Below are 23189 nucleotides of genomic sequence, written 5' to 3' on the forward strand. Positions count from 1 at the left end.
CAAGGCAGGCTGCCAGGACGGTGTCTGTGTTCATTGTCTTAGGGGTGGCCGGGATGATCTCGCTTGATTGCACTTGGAAAGCCAGCCCATTCCTCAGCGGCTTCGATATCTTCCTCAAGCTCAGACCATATCAGCGATTCCCGGCGGTCGGAATGAAGCAGTCTCCGTGCTGTCCGTTCCATTCCTTGCTCCTTGCGGGATTGATGCATAACGTAATCGGGCTCCTTCTATAGCAGAAGTATACGCTTGTAGCACATTCAGCATTCCACTTAGGCCATTGCCTGAGATGGCAGCTGCAATTGCACCTCGCTAATCCCTATTGTAACCCGCTTGCCATATTCTAATCGCAGCCCTCTAACCAGCAGCCTATCTATGCCTTACTATCCATAATGAGGGTCACTGGACCCCAGTTCACAAGTGATACATCCATCATCGCACCGAATCGACCCGTCGCAACGGTCAAGCCTGCTCCTTGAAGCGTTTCGTTGAATCGCTGATACAGCGGCTCCGCTTGCTCCGGGCGGGCGGCAGCCATAAAGTTTGGACGTCTGCCCTTACGGGTGTCGCCATACAGCGTGAACTGCGATATGGAGAGAATCTGTCCTCCGATTTCCTGGACAGAAAAGTTCATTTTACCAGCTTCATCTTCAAAAATACGGAGTCCGGCAATCTTGTCCGCCATCCAGCGGACATCCTCTTCCGAATCCTCATGGGTAATTCCGACAAGCAGCACAAGTCCGAATTCAATCGAGCCGGTCACTTCCCCATCAACCGTAACCGCTGCCTGCCTGCTCCGTTGTACGACTACTTTCACAGCTGCAAACCTCCGTTAGCTATTCATTACACGTTGAACGGAATAAATATCTTGAATGCGTTTGATTTTCTCAACAACGGAAGACAAATGATCAATATTGCGAATCAATACAGTCATATTAATCATAACCATTTTATTCTTAACCGAGCGGCCAGCCACTGCGGATATATTCGTCTTGCTCTCGGATACCGCCTGAAGAACCTCATTCAACAAGCCGTTACGATCATGACCCGCGATCTCAATATCGACGCTGTAGTTGGATTCAATCGAATCCTCCCACTCGACCTCGATAACGCGTTCGGCTTCCTCGCCCTCTACACCCAGCGGTATGTTCTGGCAATCCATACGGTGGACGGATACGCCCCGTCCTCTCGTAATATAGCCTATAATGGCATCGCCAGGCACCGGGTTGCAGCAGCGGGCGAACCGCACGAGCAGATTATCGATCCCTTTGACCGTGACACCATGTGTCGGACGGGTTTTGCGATAGCCCGGCGACTTGGCATCCTTCTCGTTGCTCATGTCAATAATATTGCTCTTCTCAGCTTCCTTGCGCAGCTTCTCGGTCAAGCGGGTACAGATCTGAGCAGCCGTAATTCCTCCGAAGCCAACCGCGGACATCATATCCTCAGTATCGTTGAACGAGAATTTCGTCGCTACCTCCATAAGCTTATCCTCAGACAGCCAAGCCGAAGGCTCAAGTCCAAGACGCTTCAGCTCGCGCTCGCACAGCTCGCGCCCTTTGGCAACATTCTCTTCACGCTTCTCTTTCTTGAACCACTGTCTGATCTTGCTTCTGGCATGGGAGGACTGTGCGATCTTAACCCAGTCCTGACTTGGGCCATAAGAATGCTTCGATGTCAGAATCTCTACGATGTCACCTGTCTTGAGCTTATAGTCAAGCGGCACAATTCTACCGTTCAGCTTGGCCCCTATCGTCCGGTTGCCTACCTCAGTATGAATACGGTATGCAAAATCAAGCGGCACAGAGCCGGCAGGCAGCTCGATAACTTCTCCGCTCGGCGTAAACACGAATACGAGGTCTGAGAAAAAGTCCATCTTGAGTGATTCCATGAATTCTGCCGCATCACTCGTCTCGTTCTGCAGCTCCAGAATTTCGCGGAACCATGACATTTTGTCCTCGAAGTTATTGCTAGGCACGAGCGAGCCTTCTTTATACGCCCAGTGCGCTGCAATCCCGTATTCCGAGGTGCGATGCATATCCCACGTACGAATCTGTACTTCTGTTGGCTCGCCGTTCGGGCCAATGACGGTCGTATGCAGAGACTGGTACATGTTCGCCTTCGGCATAGCGATGTAGTCCTTGAATCGCCCAGGCATCGGCTTCCATAACGTATGAATAATACCTAGCGTGGCATAACAGTCCTTAATATTCTCGACGATGATCCGAATAGCCATCAAATCATAAATTTCATTGAACTGCTTGTTCTTAGCTGTCATTTTTTTATAAATGCTGTATATATGCTTAGGGCGTCCAGATATATCTCCATCAATGCCCATTTCATCAAGCTTTTCCTTAATTCGTGTAATAACGTCGGAGATGAAGAGCTCACGCTCTGCGCGCTTCTTCTTCATCAGATTGGCAATCCGGTAATATTGCTGCGGGTTCAAATAGCGAAGCGCAATATCCTCCATCTCCCACTTGATCGCCGATATACCGAGGCGGTGAGCGATAGGACAGAAGATTTCGAGCGTCTCATAAGCGATACGCCGCTGTGCTTCTTCTGACTGGAATTTGAGCGTACGCATATTGTGCAGCCGGTCAGCCAGCTTAATCAATATAACCCGTATATCCTGAGCCATAGCCACGAACATTTTGCGATAATTCTCGTTCTGCTGCTCCTCTTTGGAACGGAACCGAATTTTCTCCAGCTTAGTAAGTCCATCGACAAGCATAGCGCAGGTTTCGCCGAATTTCGCGCGCACGGTTTCTAGGTCTACAGTCGTATCTTCGACGACATCATGAAGCAATGCTGCAATAATCGACAGCACGTCCATTTGCATATCCACTAATATATCTGCAACCGCAATAGGGTGAAGAATGTAAGGCTCCCCTGATTTGCGCACCTGTCCATGATGGGCCTGTTCCGCAAATTCATAGGCTTCCCTAATGCGTATTAAGTCCTGTTCTTTCATATAGGCCGATGCCTTTTCGAGTAACTGCTCAATGCCCATGAAACGTCCCTTTCCGAAAAGAGCCCCATTCGACTCCGATTCACGCTATTTTCCGAGTTTTCTTAATATTATGCTGTAACTATAGCAATGCGTCAACCTACTCCTTTGTTTCACAGTTGTCCGATTCCACAATAACGTAATTGACTTCATTCGTTTATTGGAATATCCTGTTTGTTTCGCCGATATATATGCAGGTGATATACGTTAATGAAGCAGACTCCTGCAGGGCGAAGAAAACCGCTGGGGGAACCATCCATTCCCAGCGGCTTTCCTCTTCCTATGAATGAATCTGACGATCTAGGCAGTTAGACATGAGCGACCTGATGCTTGTTCTGAGCAGGAATTCTCACTTGGACACATGTTCCCATCCCGCTCTTACTGTGAATGGTCACACCGTATTCTTTTCCATAATATAGCCTGATTCGCTCGTGAACATTACGAATACCGTAGCCAACCCTCGCAAGTCCATCTCCACTGAATATGGAATCTATCGCTTGCTGCGGCATGCCGACTCCATCATCAATAATCTGGAAAGTAATCATACCGTCCATACAGCTGCCTATAATTCGGATATGAATGCGGTCTCCACGCCAGGCATGCTCGAGAATATTCTCAACAAATGGCTGCAGGATCAGCTTAACGGTCGAATAATTAATCATCTCTGGCTCAACCTGGTAGTCAATCGTAACGCGGTCACCATACTTTACCTGTTGAATATCTACATAAGCCTGCACCTGCTCAAGCTCTTTGTAGATCGGGATGATTGTCTGCCCTTCATTAAGCGATAATCGGTAGAACTTCGCCAGATTCATAATCATCTGATGCTGCTTCTCGACCTGTCCGAACTTGGCTAAGCGGCTGATAGAGGATAGTGTGTTGTATAAAAAATGCGGATTAATCTGTGCCTGAAGCGTATCTAGCTCTGCCTCTTTCTTTTTCAAATGCGTCACATAGACTTCTTCAATTAAATTCTGCGTCTTCTTCCCAAGCTCGTTCAATGAGCCTGCAATCGTAGTGAACTCATCATTACCGCTGTAGTGAATCCGGCGTCCGAAATCCCCTTGTCTGAAGGATTGCAGCATGGACATCACCTTAAGCACCCTTCTGGAGAAGGCACGGGATACGAGGAAGGCTACAAGTGAAATAACGATGAAGCATAATAGACAGATTACGATGGTCAATTGATTAACCTTGCTCGTGTCCTCCTGAAGCACCGTTGAGGGAACCAGAGCAACTAGGCTCCAGTTCAAGCCAGGCAGCTGCTGCCGCAGTACGAGATGATTGTCTCCCCTCGCCTGAAGCATGAGCTGCTCATCTGTCTGCTCTCCCGCTCCGGAAGCGTACAGAATGCGATCGTTGTCATCCGCAATAAATAAGGTGCTGCCGCTTCCTATCTTTTCATTATCGACACTTTGGAATAGATCATTCAAATAAATGCTAATCCGCATAAATCCAATTTCACTCAGCTTGGTTGGGTCTGTCGTATCTACAATCCGTCTTAGCAGTGAAATACGGTCATATAGACCATCATCCTCAATCTGTTTCCACTGCACAGTTTCCCCATATTTCTCTGCCGGGTGTGCTGTATACCATTCCTTGCTCGTAATCCGATTCAAATGCAGCATATCGAAAAACTTCCCCTTCGTCTGAAGCGGATCCATATTCGTACTGTCGTAATACACCTCTGGAAGCGTCTCATTGCGCAGATAGACCGTTAGCCAAATGCTTCTGTTCGTTGAGTCCACCGTCTGCCGGAACCTGGGAAGCAGCTCCTTCGTCGTCGCCTCATAGCTGACCCAGCCTTCTTCGTAGTGCAGCAGCTGCTTGGACAAAGTCGAATCATAATAGATAAGATCGGACAATCGGTAGGTATCATCAATTTTGTACAGGACATTGTCCTCCATCTGCTTAAGTGTTCCATTAATCGCATTTCTAGCCTGGGCTCGGATCGAATCCACCATAATCGTATTGGCGATATAGCCAAACACAAAAATCGGAATGATAATAAGGACAATATAGGAGATAAGCAATTTGACGCCAAAAGGAATGAATCTGCGCTGTCTTCCCGGATGCTCTGCATGATTCATCGTTACATTCTTCTCCTGAAGTCAATCGGCGTCATCCCGAATGTTTCCTTGAATTGCCTGCTGAAGTAAGGCATATACCGATATCCCACTCGATCGGCGACCTCATAGATTTTCACCTTCGGGTCCTTGAGCAGCTCCCCTGCCTTCGCCATGCGAAGCTTGATCGCATATTCACTGAAATTCATGCCTGTCTCCTCCTTGAACATCAAGCCCAAATAGTTGGGGGAGAAGGCGAACTTGTCGGCCGCTTCCTTCAAGGAAAGATTACGGTCCATATTCTGCTTCATATATTGAATCATCTCATGAATGAGCTTCGTATTCTTCTTCGGTTCAGCTGTTAACCCATCAGCTGCTAGCAGCTCTTCGTTAGGAACGACTCTCTGCTGCTGTATCGCTTGCCTGTAAGACTCTCTAAGCGCCTGCTCCACCTGCTCACGCTGCATCTGTCCGTCGAGCTCTTCCTTAACTCTGATTAACGCCTCGATCAGCTCAGCATCATCCATAGGCTTAAGCACGTAGCTGTACGCCTTCAACGCAAGAGCCTGCTTCACGTAGTTGAAATCCTGATAACCACTTACGAATATAATGCGCAGATCGCTGCAGCCTTCCGTCTCGAGCGCTTTACGGGCAAGCTCAAGTCCAGACATGCTCGGCATATGGACATCTGTAACGAGAATATCCACCTTGCTCCCCTTCAATACGTCATATGCATCGAAGCCGTTATTAACAGCTGCGATGACCTCCAGACCTAGCTCGGTCCATGGAATGAACGTCCTCATGCCTTCTAAGTCGAGCACTTCATCATCGGCAATTAGCACTTTATACATGGAATCATCTCCGGTTTGGCTGATTGATAGGCTGCTATTGATTGACATGTGTATAACGGCATAGCCGTCCTCGCAAGGACGGCATTCGTTCAACCCAAATTATAACCTAGCACAGTTCCATTGTTAATTGCCTTTCATATTTTTTAAGTTTTCCTGCCATTTGATTGTTTTATAAGCCAATAGCTTGTCGTAGCCAATTGCTTGCGCATCTTTTTCTGCTTGATCAAGGATAGCTAGCACTTCTTCATCACTCTTCGCATAGAGAGCCTTCGCTCTTGCCTCTGTGTACAAATCCTCAAAGCTCTGGGCAATGATGCCTTCCTCGGAATCCGGCGTTGGAGCAAGGTTAATGAACTCTGTCGCATTGCTCTGCGTTTTCCAAGTGATTGCATTCTGATAACGTGATTCCCAGCTTTGCTGCTCCTCTGGCAGCGTCAGTTCGAATTTCATTTTGGATTTGTCGATAAATACGCTGTTACCGTTCCATTGGAAGTTAACTGTAGCGTCCATCATCTTCGTACGGCCTTCTACGTCCGTCAGGTAAGCCTCTGTGAAGATCGGTGAGCCTTCTTCGTCTGTACCTTCCCAGTACTTGCCCTCAGGTCCCCAGAACAATGTCCGTGTCCCTTCCGGTCCAGTTAAGTAATCAAGGAATGCGAATATTTTCTCTGGATCCTTCGAGGATTTCGTAATAACGTTAACGTTCCAGCCCAGCTGTGTATACGTACCGGTCCATATTTTATTTTTGTCGAGACCCGGCTTATGAACAGGCCAGATCATCAGGTAACCGGAATCGGGGTTTTTCTTCTTCAGCTCTGAATCACCGACGGCTCCGTACTCGGTAGGGCTGGCACCTGCGAATACAGCTGCTGTTCCGTTATAAGCCTGCTCCTTCACTTGATCCTTTGTTTGGGTAAGAGCATCCTGCGACATCAGCTTCTCGCGGAACAGCTTGCTCGCATACTGCATCGATTCGCGGAATACAGGATCTGTGAAGAGTGAAGTCAATTTGTCTCCTTGCGGAACTGCACGGTTCGCCACGAATGCTGGTGAGTAGTCCTCACCGAAGCCGCCGAACAGAACGTCAAGGCCCTGACCATCGATTGCGAGATCCGGATTGAACGGGATCACATTCGGGTATTTCTCTTTTACTTGCTTCAAGTAAGTATAGAAGTCATCCGTCGTCTCAAGAGCTGGCGAGCCTAGGCCTTCATAAATTTCTTTATTGACCAGATAACCGGCATTGCCAATCGGCTGAGAGGTATACCAGTTAGGGAACTGATAGATCTTGCCGTCGCTCGAGCGCAGCATATTGATTGCTTCTTCACCGACCCACTCTTTGAAGTTCGGATATTTGTCTAAGTAGTCGTCGAACGGCACCAGCATATCTGCAGCCCGCAGGCGCTCAACATCAGCTCCGCGATCCATCCAGATCACATCTGGAAGCGTACCGGAAGCGATCATCGTATTGAGCTTCTGCGCCGCGTTGCCGCCTGACTGAATTGGGGTGATGTCCACCTTTTTATTTTCTTTAATCCACTTAGTCGACTCATCTCCGCCCCAAGCAGGCATCGTGTACCAATCATAATGTCCATAGAAGGAGAACCCAAGCTGTTCACTGCCAAGCTCGAAGACTGAGGGCGCTTCTTCTGTTTGACCGGCTGGCGCTGCTGTCTCAGCAGGCTTGTTGCCGCCACTAGCCGTACCTCCGTTATTCTTCGCACAGCCCGTCAATGCCGTTACCGCCACCAGCGTCAAAGCCAACCCTACAAATACTGATTTTCTCCATCTCTTCATTCCTGTTAACCCCTCTCTTCCTCGCAATCATTTATATTCAAGCGATTAACGGGTTCCCCGAGCAGACCATCTCTATGCAGCTGCCGTCGGTCGCCTTGAAGCTGTGATTATTCCTTCAGTGAGCCTACCAGCACACCCTTAACAAAAAACTTTTGTACAAAAGGATATACGAGAATGATCGGAATGGTTGCAACCATCATTGTCGCCATCGACAGCGATTTGCTTGTCACGCTCTTCATGGAAGAGAGACGACTCTGTGAAGCAGAATCCAGCTGAGACATCTGCTCGCTCATAATGTTGGAATTCAATATTTGCTGAAGCATCGTCTGTATAGGCACCAGCTTCTCATTCGTTATATAGATACTCGGATAGAACCAGTCATTCCAATGATAGACTGCCGTGAACAGCGCCAGTGTTGCGATTACGGGTCCGGACAGTGGAACAACAATTCGGAAGAACGTTGACCAATAGCCGCAGCCGTCTATTCTAGCAGATTCCTCAAGTCCTGCGGGCAGCCCTTGGAAGAAGGTACGGAATATAATCATATTCCATACGCTGACTAGTCCGGGAATGATGAACACCCAGAAGGAATCCATGAGACCTAAGCTTCTAATCACTAAGAACGAAGGAATTAAGCCCCCGCTGAAATACATCGTGATGATGCAGGCGATCATATAGAACTTGCGTCCCATCAGCTCGCGCTTCGTCATTCCGTAAGCGAATATTGCGGTACATAATATAGAGGCAAACGTTCCGATAGCTGTACGTAGAATGGAGATGTAGAAGCCATTAATGATCCGATCATCCTGGAACACAATCTCATAATTCTCCAGAGTGAAGACGCGCGGCCAGAATGTTATGCCTCCAAGAGAAGTATCCATCCCACTGTTGAGAGAGATAACTGCTGCATTCCAGAATGGATAAAAGGTAGTGAATGCCAGGAGTGTCAAGCATATATAAATAAATCCAGATAAACTCCGATCGCCTAAGCTTGCCTTAATTCTCACAATCGGTAAGCCTCCTTCAACATGATCCTGCTGCAAGCGTCTTTTACCATAGGCTGTTCCCCGTCCTCCGGGCCAGCAGGTTCGCGAAGGTTAGTAAGCCGACGCTAATGATCGCTTTGAACAGTCCGACTGCAGTCGCGTAGGAGAATCGCTGTCCGCTTATACCAGTTCGATATACATACGTATCGAGCACATCAGACACATTCCGCACAACCGGATTGACGCCGAGCAGCAAAATATCCTCGAAGCCTGCACTGAGCAGGTTGCCGATCGCGAGCACCATGAAAATAATGACGACAGGCATAATGGTCGGAATCGTAATGACAAAGATTTGTCGGAATCGGCTTGCTCCATCGATCGAAGCCGCTTCGTACATGCTTGGATCAATGCCTGCTATGGCAGCCAAATAGACAATCGAGCCAAAGCCAATTTCCTTCCACACACCGGTCGAGACGAGTATGGTCCAGAAATACTCAGAGATCGATAGAAAGCCAATAGGCTCATCAATAAGATTGACTGCTTGCAATAGCATGTTCAAGCTGCCATTCTCCATCGATAGGATCGACATGGCGAAGCCTGCAACAATGACCCAAGATAGAAAATGTGGCAAATAGCTTAATGTCTGAACAACCCTTTTGAAATACATATTTTTCACTTCGTTCAGCATCAGTGCCAAGATGACCGGTGCCGGAAATCCGACAGCCAGCTTCAGAACGCTGATCACGATTGTGTTGCGCATGACCTTCCAGAACTCAGGCGCATGAAAGAACATTTCGAAATGCTTAATTCCTGCCCAAGGACTCCCCAAAAATCCTTTGAAAATGTTATAGTCCTGGAATGCCATCAGTACACCATACATCGGTAAGTAGCTGAATACGAAAATAAGTAGAAGCGCCGGGACGACCATAAGCTGTAAATCCCATTGTTTGAGCAAACGAACAATCTTCGATTTGGATCGTTTCTCTGGCGCTTGATGTCTTTCGGCAACTGCAGCAAGCTCTGCCATCTTATTCCCCCCTCATCTGTAATTGTAAGGGGATATGCTTGTCGATTCTATTTGCCTAACCAACGAAAAATGATACTTTTCAATCTAATGATGTTATTATTCATAACATTTGTATCGCAATAAAACTGGTTTTTCATGATTATTAAATTATGTATTCGTTTACAAAAATAAATAGTGAAGTTGTATCCGTTTCCAATTAACTCTACGCGTTCGGTATGGAACAAATAGATTCGCATATTCTAACATGAACCTTCCTTGAATTTGCACTAGAGTGACAGTACAAAAAACAGCGCTCGCACATGGCGAGCGCTGTTCTCAATGTCGATAGGATGAGCTTAGTACGTTACAAGTGATACAACTTCAATGCCATCAAGCTTCTCGCGGCCAGTCAAGTATGACAGCTCGATTAAGAATGCTGCACCAGTAACCTCTCCGCCAAGCTGGCGAACGAGATCCATCGAAGTTGCAATTGTGCCTCCCGTTGCTAGCAGATCATCTGCAATCAGCACTCGTTGTCCAGGTGTTATCGCATCCTTATGCATCGCTAGACTGTCATTGCCATATTCCAGGTCGTAGCTCGCTTGAATCGTCTCTCCTGGCAGCTTGCCACTCTTACGAATAGGAACAAAACCAACGCCAAGCGCCAGAGCTAGAGGAGCTCCAATGACGAAACCGCGTGCTTCTGGACCTGCGATAACATCAATCTCCATATGTTCAACCGCTTTGCGCATAGCTTCAATTGCAGCACGATAAGCTGGACCATTACTAAGCAAAGTTGTAATGTCTTTGAAGCGAATACCTTCCTGTGGGAAATCAGGGATCACCCGGATATAGTCTTTGAAATTCAATTGTTGTTCACTCATTTTACATTCAATCCTTTCTATGCGTACCATTCAATTATGCCATTTCACCATATACAACATTCGGAGCCTGAAGCTGCTCCGCTCTTAACTTCGCTGCCTTATAATGCTCAGACGTGGTTAAGTCCCGCTTCTCAGGCGATTCTACAACGACAGCATGTGTCCCGTCATCCTCGATAAAGCCCAGCTCACGAAACACACTAAGCATAACAGCAACCATATCCGCTGGCCAGCCGCATTTTTCCGAGAGGAGCTCAGGAAGACCCTTATTCGGTGCGCGGCGCAATTGACGCAGCAGCTGATAGACCTGTCCAAAATGCTCACGCTCAGGGAATTTAGCCAATACACCTCCGCTATATAAATCATGAATCTGCAGCTGAGGCTTGCGCTGACCATTCCATTCATTAATAGACAGCTCTCCGACTATATCAACCGGAGAACCATTGTGCAACCTTGCCGATAGCTCGCCCATACTGAAGCCTACGGCCTCCAGCATCTGACGTCCACTGCGCAGCGACAGCTTCAAGTGCTTCGATTCCTTACCCATCGTCCGGCGATCTGCGAGCTCAGCCGCTTGGAAGAGCAGTCTAGGTGAGCGGTTCCCCGCTCCGAAGGGCTCAAGCTGTGCAAGCTGGCTAATGGTATTCACATTAGCTTCATCAATCGTGCATACGAGATCGATCGCCGTCTTCGGTATCCAATCCTGCTCGGATAGCCAGGCCATCGCCAATTGTCCAAGCTTCTCCTCGAACTCAGGCAGCTGGCTGCGATGCAGACTCATTCCGGCCGCTGCTTGATGACCACCGTAATGATCAAGCAGATGATCACACTCCGTAAGGGCAGCATGCAGATCGTAGCCGTCAATAGAACGAGCTGAGCCTTTGCACATACCGGTCTCCACATCAATACCTAGAACGATAACCGGTTTATAATAACGCTCTACTATTTTGGAAGCCACAATACCAATGACACCTACATTCCAGCCCTCAGCAGCCAGCACAATGACTGGAGGAGCAGGCAGCGAAGCAGCCTCTGCCGCTTCACGCTTGGCAAGCCACTGCTGCTCCGCTTCCTTCACTATGCTCTCTACGATACGCTGCCGCTCGCGGTTAAGCACATCCAATGAGGAAGCAGCAAGTATAGCATCATCATAGTTCTCATTCGTCAGCAGCTCCACAGCACGCTTCGCATGCTCCAGTCTTCCTGCTGCATTAATACGCGGCGCCATACTGAAGGCTACCGTCGAGGCTGTTACTTGATCCAGCTCGAAGCCCGCTGCCTCAGCAAGTGCTCGGAAGCCCGTATTGTTAGTATTCCTCAGCCGCTGCAAGCCGCTGCGTACCAATATGCGATTCTCGCCGGTTAACGGCATCAGATCAGCTATTGTGCCAAGACAAACAATGTCGGTCCATTCCATCGGCGGCCGCTCCATTAACGCATGCGCTAATTTGAAAGCTACACCAACGCCTGCAAGACCTTCGAAGGGATAATTGCAGTCCACTTGCTTCGGGTTAACGACCGCACAAGCCGCCGGAATTCGCTCCGGCGGCTCGTGATGGTCCGTTACAACGATATCGATACCCAATTGCTTCGCGTATTCAACCTCTTCGTAAGCGCTAATCCCCGTATCAACGGTAACTAGCAGCCGCACACCCTCAGCAGCAGCAAGGTCAATGGCCCCTTTATTAAGGCCATAACCCTCAAGCGCGCGATGCGGAATATAGTAATCGAACTGATAGCCCAGCTCACGGAACACATGAACAAGAAGTGAAGTGCTTGACACGCCATCCGCATCATAATCACCATAGATCCTCATCTTCTCACCCTGCTTCGCAGCATCCTTGATCCGGGCAACAGCCTCAGCCATCCCTTTCAATAGATAAGGATCATGCAGATGCTCCGTACCTCCTCGCAGAAACAGGCCTGCCGCTTCGACATCCTTGTATCCGCGCTGCACGAGCAGCTTGGCTACCAGCGGCGGAACGCTGAGCTCATCAGACAATTCCTTCGCTCGCCCATCATCCTCATTGCTCCAAGGTGCTAAAGTCCAGCGTGTCTTTGCTTCTATCACGCCGATTTCAACTCCTCTCATCCAAGCTTATTGCAGCAGCGTAGGCATATGCTCCTGATTCGGATCATGATTGGATTTATATGGGTAGCCAGGATCATACGGCTCCACATGAATCGTTACTTCCGTTACATGACCGAATCGCTTAAGCAGCAGCTGCTTCACACGCTTCGCAATTTCATGACCCTCCAGCACAGATATGCGCGGGTTTACACTGATGACAATTTCCGCAACAACATAATGCCCTTGCTCCTTCGCCTTAAGAGATTCGACGGTTACAACACCTTCGACCCGTTGAATGAGCTGATTAAGCTCCTTCTCTTCCTCATTACGGCTAATGGCAGGCACTTCACTGCGTGTTGTTGATGTTATGATGTGGTAGCCGTTATACATAACAATTATCGCAATAATAACTGCTGCCGCAGGATCAAAATAATACAGGACGGGCAGCGATACCGCTTGCCCGACAAGTGCGCCGCCTACCCCAATGACAGCTGCCAGCGAACTATACAAGCTTAAGCTGCGCTCCTTGGATGACAGGAATAGCTCCTTGACAATAATGCCGATAATAACGGCAGCAAGCGCACCCCAGTGTGGGGGCTGGTCCACACCCTCGATCAAGTCTCGCACAGCAGAGATGCCAAGCTCTAGTCCAAAGATAAGAAGCACAACAGCTACAATTACACTTACCGCTGATTCTGTTCTTGATTGGTTAAGCGCCTGCTGCCCACGTCCCTGCTTCCCCCAATACACAGCACATTGTGCCGCCGAATGAAAAGCGTCTGCAAGCAGCGCTTTACTGCCTGATACCACGCCGACTATTCCTTTAAACAACGCCAGCGCTGCATTTCCCCATAAACCTGCAGTAGGAGCAGGCTTTGCTGTAGCATATCGTTGTTTGATTGACATACATGCCTCCAGCGTGGAATGATTCGCTGGAATAACGCTCCCATTCCACTTATTGAAATAATTTACTTCAAATCTAGCACCTATCGTGAAGGAGTATTAACCTTGGAACCCCACGATTAAACGGCAGATTTTGCCGGCTGCTTCGTTTTTGGCTTTTGTTTGCCTTTGAGCAGTAGCCAGAGTGGTGCTGCAATACAAATAGAAGAGTATGCGCCGCTTGCCAGACCAATAATCTTCGCAAGTGCGAACAGCTTGATCGATTCACTGCCGAAGATGAACAAGCATACTGCAATTATTAATACGGCGAGAACCGTATAAATATTACGCGACATCGTCTGCCACAAGCTCTGGTTGACCATGTCGCCAAGCTGCTCTTGCGTCTTGAATTTGCCAAAACGAAGATTCTCACGAATACGGTCAAAGATAACGATCTTATCATTGATCGAATATCCGATTGTCGTCAGCACAGCTGCGATAAAGGGAAGATCGACCTCAAGACGGAAGATCGAGAACATAGCCACTACCACGAACGCATCATACAAAATCGCAATGTTGGCTGCCAGCGCGAAGCGCCATTCGAACCGAATAATAACGTACAGCATAATGGCCAAGCTCGCGATTAGAATACCATAGATCGCCTTGAAGCCCAGCTCTTGAGCCATATCTGGTGAAACAACGTTAACCTCTGCGGATACTTGATCCCCATATTTCGCTTTGAATGCATCTTGAATTGTTTTGAGTGCAGGCTGCTCGAGCACTTCATCGAATCGTGCAGACACCCGGTCTCCAGCTGCGCCGCCGACCGTAGGCGTAACATCCACTCCTGCTGAAGTGAAGATTTCCTTCGCTTCAGCTTGGGTAATGCTCTTCCCGACAGATATATCCATATTCGTACCAGCTTTGAAGTCGACCCCGAAGTTCATATTAAAGATAAGGAGTGACAGAATGCCCAGTACGGTCAATGAAATGGAAAATATAAAAAACTTATTGCGGTGCTTGACGAAGTCAAACCGCACCCTTGTATCAAAGTTCACGGATTTCCGCCTCCTTCACGCCGAAGTAGCTAGGTTTAGTAAACAGGTTGCTGCGAATCAGCAGGGAAATAAGCAGACGCGCTAGGAATATATTCGTAATGATACTAACCAGAATACTGAATATCATCGTTAATGCGAAGCCGCGAATCGCACCATTACCGATATAGTACAGCACTACGCTTGCGATAATATTCGTAATGTTCGCATCCATAATGGTACGGAACGAGTTTTTCGAGCCTGCTTTGAGGGAGGACAGCAAGCTTTTTCCGCTTCGAATCTCTTCCTTAATCCTTGCATACATAATGATGTTAGCGTCGACCGCCATCCCTATACCAAGCACGAATGCCGCTATACCTGGCAGCGTTAAGGTTGCATTCATCAGCTCGAACACGAGCACCAGCAGCCATGTGTAAGTAATAACCGTAATACCCGCTACGATACCTGGAATCCGGAACAAAATAACGAGGAAAACAAGAATAATAGCCGTTCCGATAGCGCCGGCTCTTACTGTTTCTTCAAGCGATTGCTGACCCAGCTTAGCGCCAACGCTCTGTGTATATTTCTCAACCAGCTTAAGCGGCAGCGCCCCCAAGTTGATCGTATCCTTCAATTCATTAGCCTCTTCTAGAGTGAAGTCGCCACTGATCTGCGCGGAGCCCCCACTAATAGGGTAGTCAATACGAGGATTAGACAGCTGCTCTTCATCCAAATAGATGGCGAGGGATTGCCCCGTCAGACGAGTCGTTACTTCCTCGAATTTCTTCGCATCCTTCAGCTGAATCGTAACGAGCGGCTTGCCCATTTGGTCATATTCGACCTTAGCAGCATTCTGAACAAAGTCATCGCCTTGCAGCTCGATCTTGCCATCCGGACCGCGGAAGGTCAGATTAACAGGCTTCTTAATCATTTCTCTGACTTCATCTTCATCCGTAACGCCTGCAATCTTCACGCGGATACGGTTCGTGCCCTCACGTGTAATCTCAGGCTCAGCGATACCGAAGGCATCAATCCGGCTCTCCAAGCTTTTCGCTGTTTCCTTCAATGATTCCGGTGTTACCTGATCTCCGCCCTCAAGCGGTTCAGCCTCGTACAATACTTCGAATCCGCCTTTCAAATCAAGTCCCAGCCGCATATCTTTAAACAGTGCCGGGCTTGTCCATGCGATAACGCTAAACATAACGATAACGATCGCAAGGAAGGCTGCTAATCTCTTCCCGTTCATACGTCCATAGTCCCCCTTATGATCTCAATATTCCTATTATACTTGTGAGTAAAATACGAGTCAAAAAAAAGAAACCTTTCCATTAGAAATGGTTTCCCCGATAAGCGTTGACTGTCATGAAATTCATAAACTTTATCACTTTCAGCGACAAAATATCATTTACAATTTGATGCAGTTCAGGCTGACCGGTTTTATTGTATTTGGCACTCACACATTCCCAAACCTCATGCCCTGTTACATGCTCGTATCCAATGAGATGAAACTCCTCTGCCTTGCTGACGCATAACTGCTCGATCGCTTCCCTCAGTTCTTCATCTCCCACGTCATGTCCTCCTTGTGTCCTATGCGTTATCTATTCGCTGTGCCCTCTTCATTCTCCTGCCGATTAATTGAGGTTGATAAATTTGGATGATACATGAATCGGACATGCCGCGCATAAAAATGATACTGCAAGCCTGTCTTCTCTTCTCAGTAAGAGAAAGACATATGCATTCTGGTAAAAGAGATGAGGGGCGACGATGACGAAACAAACGTTTATTAAGGGAGCTATGATTCTGCTTGCTGCCGGTATCATTAATCGACTGCTCGGCTTCGTGCCGCGCATAGCCCTTCCCCGTATTATTGGTGCCGAAGGCGTCGGTATATACCAGCTTAGCTACCCTTTTCTAGCCGTCTTAATTACGATAATAACGGGCGGCATCCCGCTTGCTGTAGCCAAATGGATTGCAGAGGCGGAGTCAAGAGGCGATCATGCACGAGTGAAACATATATTCCGAGCGGCTATGGGCTTAACCGTGTTTCTTGGGCTGGTCATGACAGCAGCCCTGCTCTTATTCGCGCCTTGGATCACTTCTCATGTGCTCCCTGATGCACGGGTATATCACACGTTCCAGATCATGACACCCCTACTGCTCATTATTGGGGTATCTTCGATTTATCGAGGCTATTTCCAAGGCAAACAAAATATGATCCCTTCCGCTGCCTCTCAAATTACAGAGACCATACTTCGTATTATCTGCTCCCTTACCTTCGCATCCTTGCTTCTTCCCAGAGGAGTCGAATGGGCAGCAGCAGGAGCTATGATGGGGACTGTCGTTGGTGAGCTTGGCGGACTTGCCGTGCTCCTCTGGAGATACACCAAAGACCGTAATCAGAAACCAGCTTCCACCCCATCAACAGCAAGCTCCGGGCTGCAAGAAGCTCCGGAACACCGAACACCTGTGCTCCGAAGGCTGTTAAGCTTGTCTATACCCGTAACAGCCAGCCGTATGGTCGGCTCACTGTCCTACTTGCTGGAATCGATCTTCACAGCCCGGAGCCTCGCTCTCGCGGGCATCGCGACAGGAGCAGCTACCGCGCAATATGGTGCGCTTCAAGGCATGATTATCCCACTGCTCCTGCTGCCGACAGCATTAACCTTCTCTCTCGCTTCATCACTTGTTCCTTCGTTGTCAGAGGCTGCCGCTCGTGGTGACCGGGCTACTATTAATAAAAGAATGCATCAATCGATGCGTCTTGCTCTTGTTGCTGGAGCACCGTTCGTAGTCATAATGGGGCTATTCGCTGAGCCAATATGTAGAATCCTATATAATCACGCTGATATTGCTCCAATGCTGCAGCTGATGGCACCTGTCGGATTATTCATTTACTTGCAAGCTCCGCTCCAAGCTGCGCTCCAAGCCTTAGATAAGCCCGGGACTGCGCTTATGAATACGTTCATCGGTGCAGTCGTGAAGCTCTTACTGATCGTCCAGCTCGCCTCTGATCCTGATTACGGCATCTACGGCGCACTAATTGCAATCAATGTCAATATCGTCCTCGTCACTGTTCTTCACGCTATTAGTGTGCTTAGATTCATCGGCTTCCGCATGAATATGCTGGATTTCTTGAAGGTTGGAGCAGCTATGGTCATTATGGGCGGTGCGGCAAGCTGGACGATGAATAGGCAGCTATTGTCCGCTGAGTGGATCAATCTCATTATCGCCTGCTCAGCAAGTGTTATCGTTTATTTGCTGCTGATGGTGTGGATGAAAATTATTAATCGCTACGACATGGCGCGAATTCCTCTATTCGGACAATGGTTCAAATAAATCAAAAAGCCGCGTTTATCTGCGCGGCTTACGATCAGTATCGACGAATAGCTTGCCTTTGTGGTCTAGTGTACATAAGAAGACGTCCTTGAAGTCATTGACGCCTTTTTCTTGAAGCACGTTTTTTAACCAAAAACGTGTTTTTTCCAGTTTCTCCAAATTCTCATCCTGAACCTTGCCATCCATAATTAATGGAATAGGCAGAATCTCAAAGCGAAATTTCGGTGGAATTACTTTGGCCGACGTTCCCTCTTCCTTCTTATCCTCAGTCACTGGTTTATCTTCGTCTTGAGAATGAGACTGAGGCTGAGCTTCACGCAGACCAGCTGATGATTGGGACGACGACACGGAGTCGTTCTCCTTCGGGAAGACAGACAGCTTGCCTGTCGTCTCCAGTATCGCGAACTCCACATCCGAAATTTTACTGATTTGATTCTCTCTTAGCTGCTGCATCAGATCATCCAGGTTGTATCGCTGCTTGCGCATCACCTCACGATTCAGCTTGCCTCTAGCCATTATGACACTCGGCTTGCCGTCGAAGAGCAGACGCAGCTTGCGATTCTTCAGCCCAATGAACGCAATTCCAACCTGAATGACGAGCAGTACAATCATTGGCAGGACACCATCCCATATTGGCCTATCCATATCTTCAATAACAAGAACAGCGATCTCGGCAATCATAACCGAAATAACAAGATCGAATACCGACAGCTTGCCAATCTCTCTTTTGCCCATAAACCGCATAATAAGAAAAACGACAAAATAAATGAAGACCGTTCTTATTAACATGTCCCAAAATTCCAAAGGAACTCGCCTCCTCGACTTGGTCATGCCCTAAGCAGTTTCTGTCTGAGCAGCCTGTACAGCTATTCTGACCTGCGGCATCCGACATCATACGACGAGTCCTTACACGAATATATGGCAGTGTTAGTAAATTTAATGTCCTTTATGGGATAATGGCAAAAGTAACATACAGCATTGAAACAACCAGAGACATGAGGGTAACAGGTACGCCTATTTTCAAAAAATCGAGGAAGCTGAAGCTCTTCCCTTCACGCATAGCAAGTCCCACTGCAACCACGTTCGCCGAAGCTCCAAGGAGTGTCCCATTGCCTCCTAGATTCGCCCCCAGCGCTAGTGACCACCAGAGTGGATTAAGCTGCTCCGGATTCGTTATGCCCATCTCGACCCCAATCTGCTGGATCATGGGGATAGCTGCCGCAACAAACGGAAGATGATCCATCGTAGCTGAGGCCATACCTGACATCCATAATACGAGAATGGATAATTGGGTCATATCTCCAGAAGTAACGACCATTGTATAATAAGCGAGCTTATTCACAATATTCGTCTCCACCAGTCCTCCAACGAGCATATATAAACCGATGAAGAATACGAGCTTTTTCCACTCTACCAGCTGGGCAGCTGACCTTGGCTCCTGACGCCGCAGCCCAACAATCATAAGCAGCAATGCCCCCACTAAAGCAATTACTGCTGGTTCAATACCGAGTACAGCATGCAGGGCAAACCCAACCATGGTTAGCACAGCTATAACGATTGACTTGATGACAAGCCTGCGATCCTTCATATAGTCATCTGTGGATAGCTTCATCAGCTCAGCCTTAGCTTTGCTCGTAACGGTCAATTGCTTGCGGAATACGACAACGAGGAAAGCAATCGTTAGCAGCATGATAATAACCGTAACAGGAGCAAGATGCACAATAAAGTCATTGAAGGTCAAATGCCGATTCGCCATTCCAATCATCATATTGGATGAGCTTCCAAATAATGTAGCGGCACTCCCAATATTGCAGGCCATAAGCTCCGAGATGAGAAACGGAACCGGAGTTACTTTTAGTATTCGTGTTACCGCAAGGGTTATCGGTACGATAATCAGCACCGTCGTCATTTGATCGAGGAATGCGGAAGCTGCCCCTGTAAAAGCCGTTACAATGACAAGCATACGCACGGGATTGCCTTTGGTTTTCTTGATGAGGGCAACGGCGATATATTGAAATATGCCCGTCTTGTTCATCATCCCAACCAATAGCATCATACCGATAAGCAAGCTTATCGTTCCCCACTCTACATGAATGGTGATAGCCCGCTTCATATCCAATATCCCTAATATAATCATCATAATAGCGCCAAGCAGCGCGACAATGGCCCGATTCCATTTCTCCGTAATCAGAAACGCATACGTCACCAAAAAAATAACAGCAGCAGCTGCAATTTGCCATGTGCTTGAATGATACCATTGGTGCGAAACATCTAATTCCAAATCCCTTAACACCCTTTCTTCTCTTATGCAGCTTCTCTTGCAAGTAAACTTTACACATTATACAAAAATGTTCTAATTATCGTCCAGTCTTGCTCTCTCTTGTACTAATCCCGCCAGCTTGGCCATAAGGTGTACTAATAGCTGAAACTAAGGGGGATTAAAATGAATCCAGTTAAAAATATTCCGACTAAGGCGTCGCTGGCCTCGCCTTTGCTGGCAGGTCTACTGTTCGCTATTATCTGGCTTGCTCTAGGTGCGCTGCTGCTGTCTATGCTGCTTCACTTCAGCAATATGAAGGAGTCCAGCCTCCCGCTGTACGCCATGATCGTTCATGGATGCTCTTCGGCCGCAGGCGGCTTCGTAGCTGGCAAACGTTCTGGCAGGAAGGGCTGGTATTATGGCGGTGGACTTGGCCTGTTATATGGAATAACGATCGTCATCATTGGCTTTCTAGCCGCGAATGCCAGCCTCTCCACACATACCGCCCTACTGCTTGGAGCAGCACTGCTTGCTGGAGCCTTCGGCGGAATGATTGGCGTGAATATGAAAAAATAGCTATATCGTAATGAAAAAGCTTCTAAGCGGCATACTAGTGACAGCTTGACTTATACAACTGTCATTCGTATTCTGCTAGGAGGTTTTTTTCAATGGTTCTCTTCCATTCCATGTGGTCGGTAGCTTTCTATACCGCAGCAGCTGCGTTCGTACTGATCTGGATCGGAGCAGGACTTAATCCTTTTACCGCATCCGCCTTATTCGTGAAACATATGCTCGGCTCCAAACGATATTTTTTCCATTTCATTGCGCTTATCGTTATATTAATCTTCAATAAGATGGAGCTAAGGATAGAACGTGATTGGATGATTAACACCGAGTTCACTACACTCTTCCACTCTCTGGAAGGTAATGTCGTACATACGATTCAACAACTGTTTCAGCACAAATGGCTGACACCGATTGTCGCCTTTATGTACATTGTCGTTTTTCAGGCACTTATGCTCTCATCTATTGCGGTTTATACGTTCCGGAGTGAACGCAAGCAGCTCTATTACGCAACTTGCTACGCCGTTATGCTGAACTACTGTATCGCTATCCCATTCTTTTTGTTTTTCCCTGTACAGGAGGTATGGTCGTATCAAGAGAGCGGCGTAAGCTTCCTCATGCTCGACGTCTTCCCAGCCTTCGAATCGGAATACCGGCTGCTGTCGGGGCTCGATAACTGCTTCCCTAGTCTTCATAGCTCTATGTCTGTTACGCTTGCCATTCTAGCCTGCCGCTCCTCTAATCTACGCTGGGCTTATGTCGTATGCAGCTGTTCTGCTGTCATACTGTTCTCCATCTTCTATCTAGGCATCCACTGGATTACTGACATGGTTGGCGGGGTCATTCTTGGATTGTTAGCTAGTACGATGGGACTTAGACTAAGTGAGATGCAGCTCTATGCAAAAAGAAAGCCTGCAACCTGAAGGATTCCCTCCAGAGTGCAGGCTTTCACCATTCCATTATTGACTATTCATTACTCCGTTGCTGCTGGAGCGCTGTTGATAACTGTGCTGATCGCGCTGCGATCAAACGTCATCTTCGTCGTATCGTTGACGCGAAGTACTACTACGTCATCCGACAATTCAACGATCGTGCCGTGCAAGCCACCAACTGTCGAAATTTTATCGCCTTTTTTCAGTTGGCTAAGCAAGTTGTTGCGCTGCTTCTGCTTCTTCTGCTGCGGACGAATAAGCAGGAAATAAAATACCGCGAACATAAGAATAAACGGCCAGATCATCGCCCAGATGCTTTGTGTGCCTGATGCTCCATCTGCTAATAAGGTAGACATTGTATTCCCCCCTCTCAAAACCCTTTGTCATTATCAAACAGACCGTACGAGGTGAAGAAAGAATCCCGGAAGTCAAGCAGCCGGTCTTCCATAATCGCCTGACGAACGTCCCGCATGAGCTGAACTAAAAAATGAAGATTGTGGTAAGTGGTAAGCCGCATTCCGAACGTTTCATCCGCTTTCAATAAATGGCGTATGTAGGCCCGCGAATAATTCTTGCATGTGTAGCAGGAGCATTCCGGGTCAAGCGGACTGAAATCCTCCGCATATTTCGCGTTGCGAACGACTAATCGGCCTTGGCTTGTCATTGTTGTCCCGTTGCGCGCAATTCGCGTAGGCAGAACACAATCGAACATATCAATGCCGCGAATCGAGCCTTCGATTAACGCGTCGGGTGATCCAACACCCATCAAATATCTTGGTTTGTCTGCTGGAAGCTCGGGAACGGTATAATCCAGCACATCATACATCAGATGCTTAGGCTCTCCAACACTCAATCCACCAATAGCATACCCCGGGAAATCCATGGAAGTCAAATCCCTTGCGCTCTGAATACGCAAATCTTTATGCATACCGCCTTGCACGATTGCGAATAGGCCTTGATCATGGGGCCTTGCATGCGAGTTCAGACATCTTTCTGCCCAGCGGGTCGTACGCTCCAGCGACTGCTTCACATAATCGTAGTCCGCAGGATAAGGAGGACATTCATCGAAAGCCATCATTATATCGGACCCTAGTGCATTCTGAATTTCCATTGCCTTCTCCGGGGATAGGAACAGCTTATCGCCATTCAGATGGGAGCGGAAATGAACGCCTTCTTCCGTAATTTTACGCATTTCGGATAAGCTGAACACCTGAAATCCGCCGCTATCGGTCAGTATCGGACGATCCCAATTCATGAACTTATGCAATCCGCCTGCGCGCTTCACAATATCATGACCAGGGCGCAAGAACAGATGATACGTATTGCTTAGTATAATCTGGGCATCCATCGCTTTGAGCTCTTCTGGGCTCATCGTCTTAACGGTAGCTTGTGTGCCAACCGGCATGAAGGTTGGTGTCTCGATAATGCCGTGAGGGGTATGAACGCGGCCAAGGCGCGCCCCCGATTGCTTACATTGTTTGATGAATTCATATTTTACAGCCACAATTCACGCTTC

The 23189-nt window shown here is 47.9% G+C and carries 21 protein-coding genes; 3 read left to right on the forward strand and 18 right to left on the reverse strand.

All coding sequences use genetic code 11. The features are described 5' to 3' along the window. Nucleotides 1–38: 38 nt before the first annotated feature. The 14 genes from AC6ESP_RS06765 to AC6ESP_RS06830 form a co-directional block, all read right to left on the reverse strand. The gene (locus tag AC6ESP_RS06765) at nucleotides 39–209 is read right to left on the reverse strand and encodes a hypothetical protein (RefSeq protein ID WP_497095937.1); all 171 of its coding nucleotides are present in this window, start codon (nucleotides 207–209) and stop codon (nucleotides 39–41) included. Between the two features lie 161 nt (nucleotides 210–370). Beyond that, nucleotides 371–814: a D-aminoacyl-tRNA deacylase gene (gene dtd, locus AC6ESP_RS06770; protein WP_497095938.1), complete on the reverse strand. Its 444-nt coding sequence runs from the start codon at nucleotides 812–814 to the stop codon at nucleotides 371–373. Nucleotides 815–829: 15 nt separating this feature from the next. Next, nucleotides 830–3010 (reverse strand): RelA/SpoT family protein, encoded by a 2181-nt coding sequence (locus AC6ESP_RS06775; RefSeq protein ID WP_497095939.1) that lies wholly within the window; start codon nucleotides 3008–3010, stop codon nucleotides 830–832. Between the two features lie 305 nt (nucleotides 3011–3315). Further along, on the reverse strand, nucleotides 3316–5097 hold the full coding sequence (locus AC6ESP_RS06780; protein ID WP_497095940.1) for a sensor histidine kinase: 1782 nt from the start codon (nucleotides 5095–5097) through the stop codon (nucleotides 3316–3318). A gap of 2 nt (nucleotides 5098–5099) precedes the next feature. Next, entirely contained in the window at nucleotides 5100–5924 is an 825-nt protein-coding gene (locus AC6ESP_RS06785) for a response regulator transcription factor (RefSeq protein ID WP_497095941.1), read from the reverse strand. A 123-nt stretch (nucleotides 5925–6047) separates the two neighbouring features. Further along, the gene (locus AC6ESP_RS06790; RefSeq protein ID WP_497095942.1) at nucleotides 6048–7721 is read right to left on the reverse strand and encodes an extracellular solute-binding protein; all 1674 of its coding nucleotides are present in this window, start codon (nucleotides 7719–7721) and stop codon (nucleotides 6048–6050) included. Nucleotides 7722–7828: 107 nt separating this feature from the next. Continuing rightward, nucleotides 7829–8722, reverse strand: a complete 894-nt coding sequence (locus tag AC6ESP_RS06795; RefSeq protein WP_497096099.1) for a carbohydrate ABC transporter permease — start codon at nucleotides 8720–8722, stop codon at nucleotides 7829–7831. 49 nt (nucleotides 8723–8771) lie between these two features. Continuing rightward, nucleotides 8772–9734, reverse strand: a complete 963-nt coding sequence (locus AC6ESP_RS06800) for an ABC transporter permease (protein ID WP_497095943.1) — start codon at nucleotides 9732–9734, stop codon at nucleotides 8772–8774. A 335-nt stretch (nucleotides 9735–10069) separates the two neighbouring features. Further along, nucleotides 10070–10582, reverse strand: a complete 513-nt coding sequence (locus tag AC6ESP_RS06805) for an adenine phosphoribosyltransferase (protein WP_497096100.1) — start codon at nucleotides 10580–10582, stop codon at nucleotides 10070–10072. 49 nt (nucleotides 10583–10631) lie between these two features. Further along, nucleotides 10632–12686, reverse strand: coding sequence for a single-stranded-DNA-specific exonuclease RecJ (gene recJ / locus AC6ESP_RS06810; protein WP_497095944.1), 2055 nt, complete (start codon nucleotides 12684–12686; stop codon nucleotides 10632–10634). A 6-nt stretch (nucleotides 12687–12692) separates the two neighbouring features. Then, nucleotides 12693–13571, reverse strand: coding sequence for a cation diffusion facilitator family transporter (locus AC6ESP_RS06815; protein ID WP_497095945.1), 879 nt, complete (start codon nucleotides 13569–13571; stop codon nucleotides 12693–12695). A 116-nt stretch (nucleotides 13572–13687) separates the two neighbouring features. Beyond that, nucleotides 13688–14605 (reverse strand): protein translocase subunit SecF, encoded by a 918-nt coding sequence (secF, locus tag AC6ESP_RS06820; protein WP_497095946.1) that lies wholly within the window; start codon nucleotides 14603–14605, stop codon nucleotides 13688–13690. Continuing rightward, nucleotides 14595–15827, reverse strand: a complete 1233-nt coding sequence (gene secD / locus AC6ESP_RS06825; protein WP_497095947.1) for a protein translocase subunit SecD — start codon at nucleotides 15825–15827, stop codon at nucleotides 14595–14597. The genes secF and secD overlap by 11 nt, the downstream gene beginning before the upstream one ends. An 82-nt stretch (nucleotides 15828–15909) precedes the next feature. Then, on the reverse strand, nucleotides 15910–16149 hold the full coding sequence (locus tag AC6ESP_RS06830) for a post-transcriptional regulator (RefSeq protein ID WP_497095948.1): 240 nt from the start codon (nucleotides 16147–16149) through the stop codon (nucleotides 15910–15912). A 196-nt stretch (nucleotides 16150–16345) separates the two neighbouring features. Here AC6ESP_RS06830 and spoVB point away from each other — a divergent pair, with 196 nt between their 5' ends. Continuing rightward, entirely contained in the window at nucleotides 16346–17917 is a 1572-nt protein-coding gene (spoVB, locus tag AC6ESP_RS06835) for a stage V sporulation protein B (protein ID WP_497095949.1), read from the forward strand. Nucleotides 17918–17932: 15 nt separating this feature from the next. Here spoVB and AC6ESP_RS06840 read toward each other — a convergent pair whose 3' ends face one another. Together AC6ESP_RS06840 and AC6ESP_RS06845 are read right to left on the reverse strand one after the other, a co-directional pair. Beyond that, the gene (locus AC6ESP_RS06840) at nucleotides 17933–18706 is read right to left on the reverse strand and encodes a YetF domain-containing protein (protein ID WP_497096101.1); all 774 of its coding nucleotides are present in this window, start codon (nucleotides 18704–18706) and stop codon (nucleotides 17933–17935) included. Between the two features lie 157 nt (nucleotides 18707–18863). Then, nucleotides 18864–20198 (reverse strand): ArsB/NhaD family transporter, encoded by a 1335-nt coding sequence (locus AC6ESP_RS06845; RefSeq protein ID WP_497095950.1) that lies wholly within the window; start codon nucleotides 20196–20198, stop codon nucleotides 18864–18866. Between the two features lie 162 nt (nucleotides 20199–20360). On the opposite strand from AC6ESP_RS06845, the gene AC6ESP_RS06850 reads away from it, so the two are divergent. Continuing rightward, complete coding sequence (locus tag AC6ESP_RS06850; RefSeq protein ID WP_497095951.1) at nucleotides 20361–20753, forward strand: TIGR04086 family membrane protein; 393 nt, start codon at nucleotides 20361–20363, stop codon at nucleotides 20751–20753. A 92-nt stretch (nucleotides 20754–20845) separates the two neighbouring features. Further along, nucleotides 20846–21664: a phosphatase PAP2 family protein gene (locus AC6ESP_RS06855; protein WP_497095952.1), complete on the forward strand. Its 819-nt coding sequence runs from the start codon at nucleotides 20846–20848 to the stop codon at nucleotides 21662–21664. Between the two features lie 50 nt (nucleotides 21665–21714). Here the strand turns inward: AC6ESP_RS06855 and yajC are convergent, their stop codons facing one another. Further along, nucleotides 21715–22029, reverse strand: a complete 315-nt coding sequence (gene yajC, locus AC6ESP_RS06860) for a preprotein translocase subunit YajC (RefSeq protein WP_497095953.1) — start codon at nucleotides 22027–22029, stop codon at nucleotides 21715–21717. 14 nt (nucleotides 22030–22043) lie between these two features. After that, on the reverse strand, nucleotides 22044–23177 hold the full coding sequence (gene tgt / locus AC6ESP_RS06865) for a tRNA guanosine(34) transglycosylase Tgt (RefSeq protein ID WP_497095954.1): 1134 nt from the start codon (nucleotides 23175–23177) through the stop codon (nucleotides 22044–22046). Nucleotides 23178–23189 lie beyond the last annotated feature (12 nt).

It is taken from the genome of Paenibacillus xinjiangensis, from assembly GCF_059686975.1.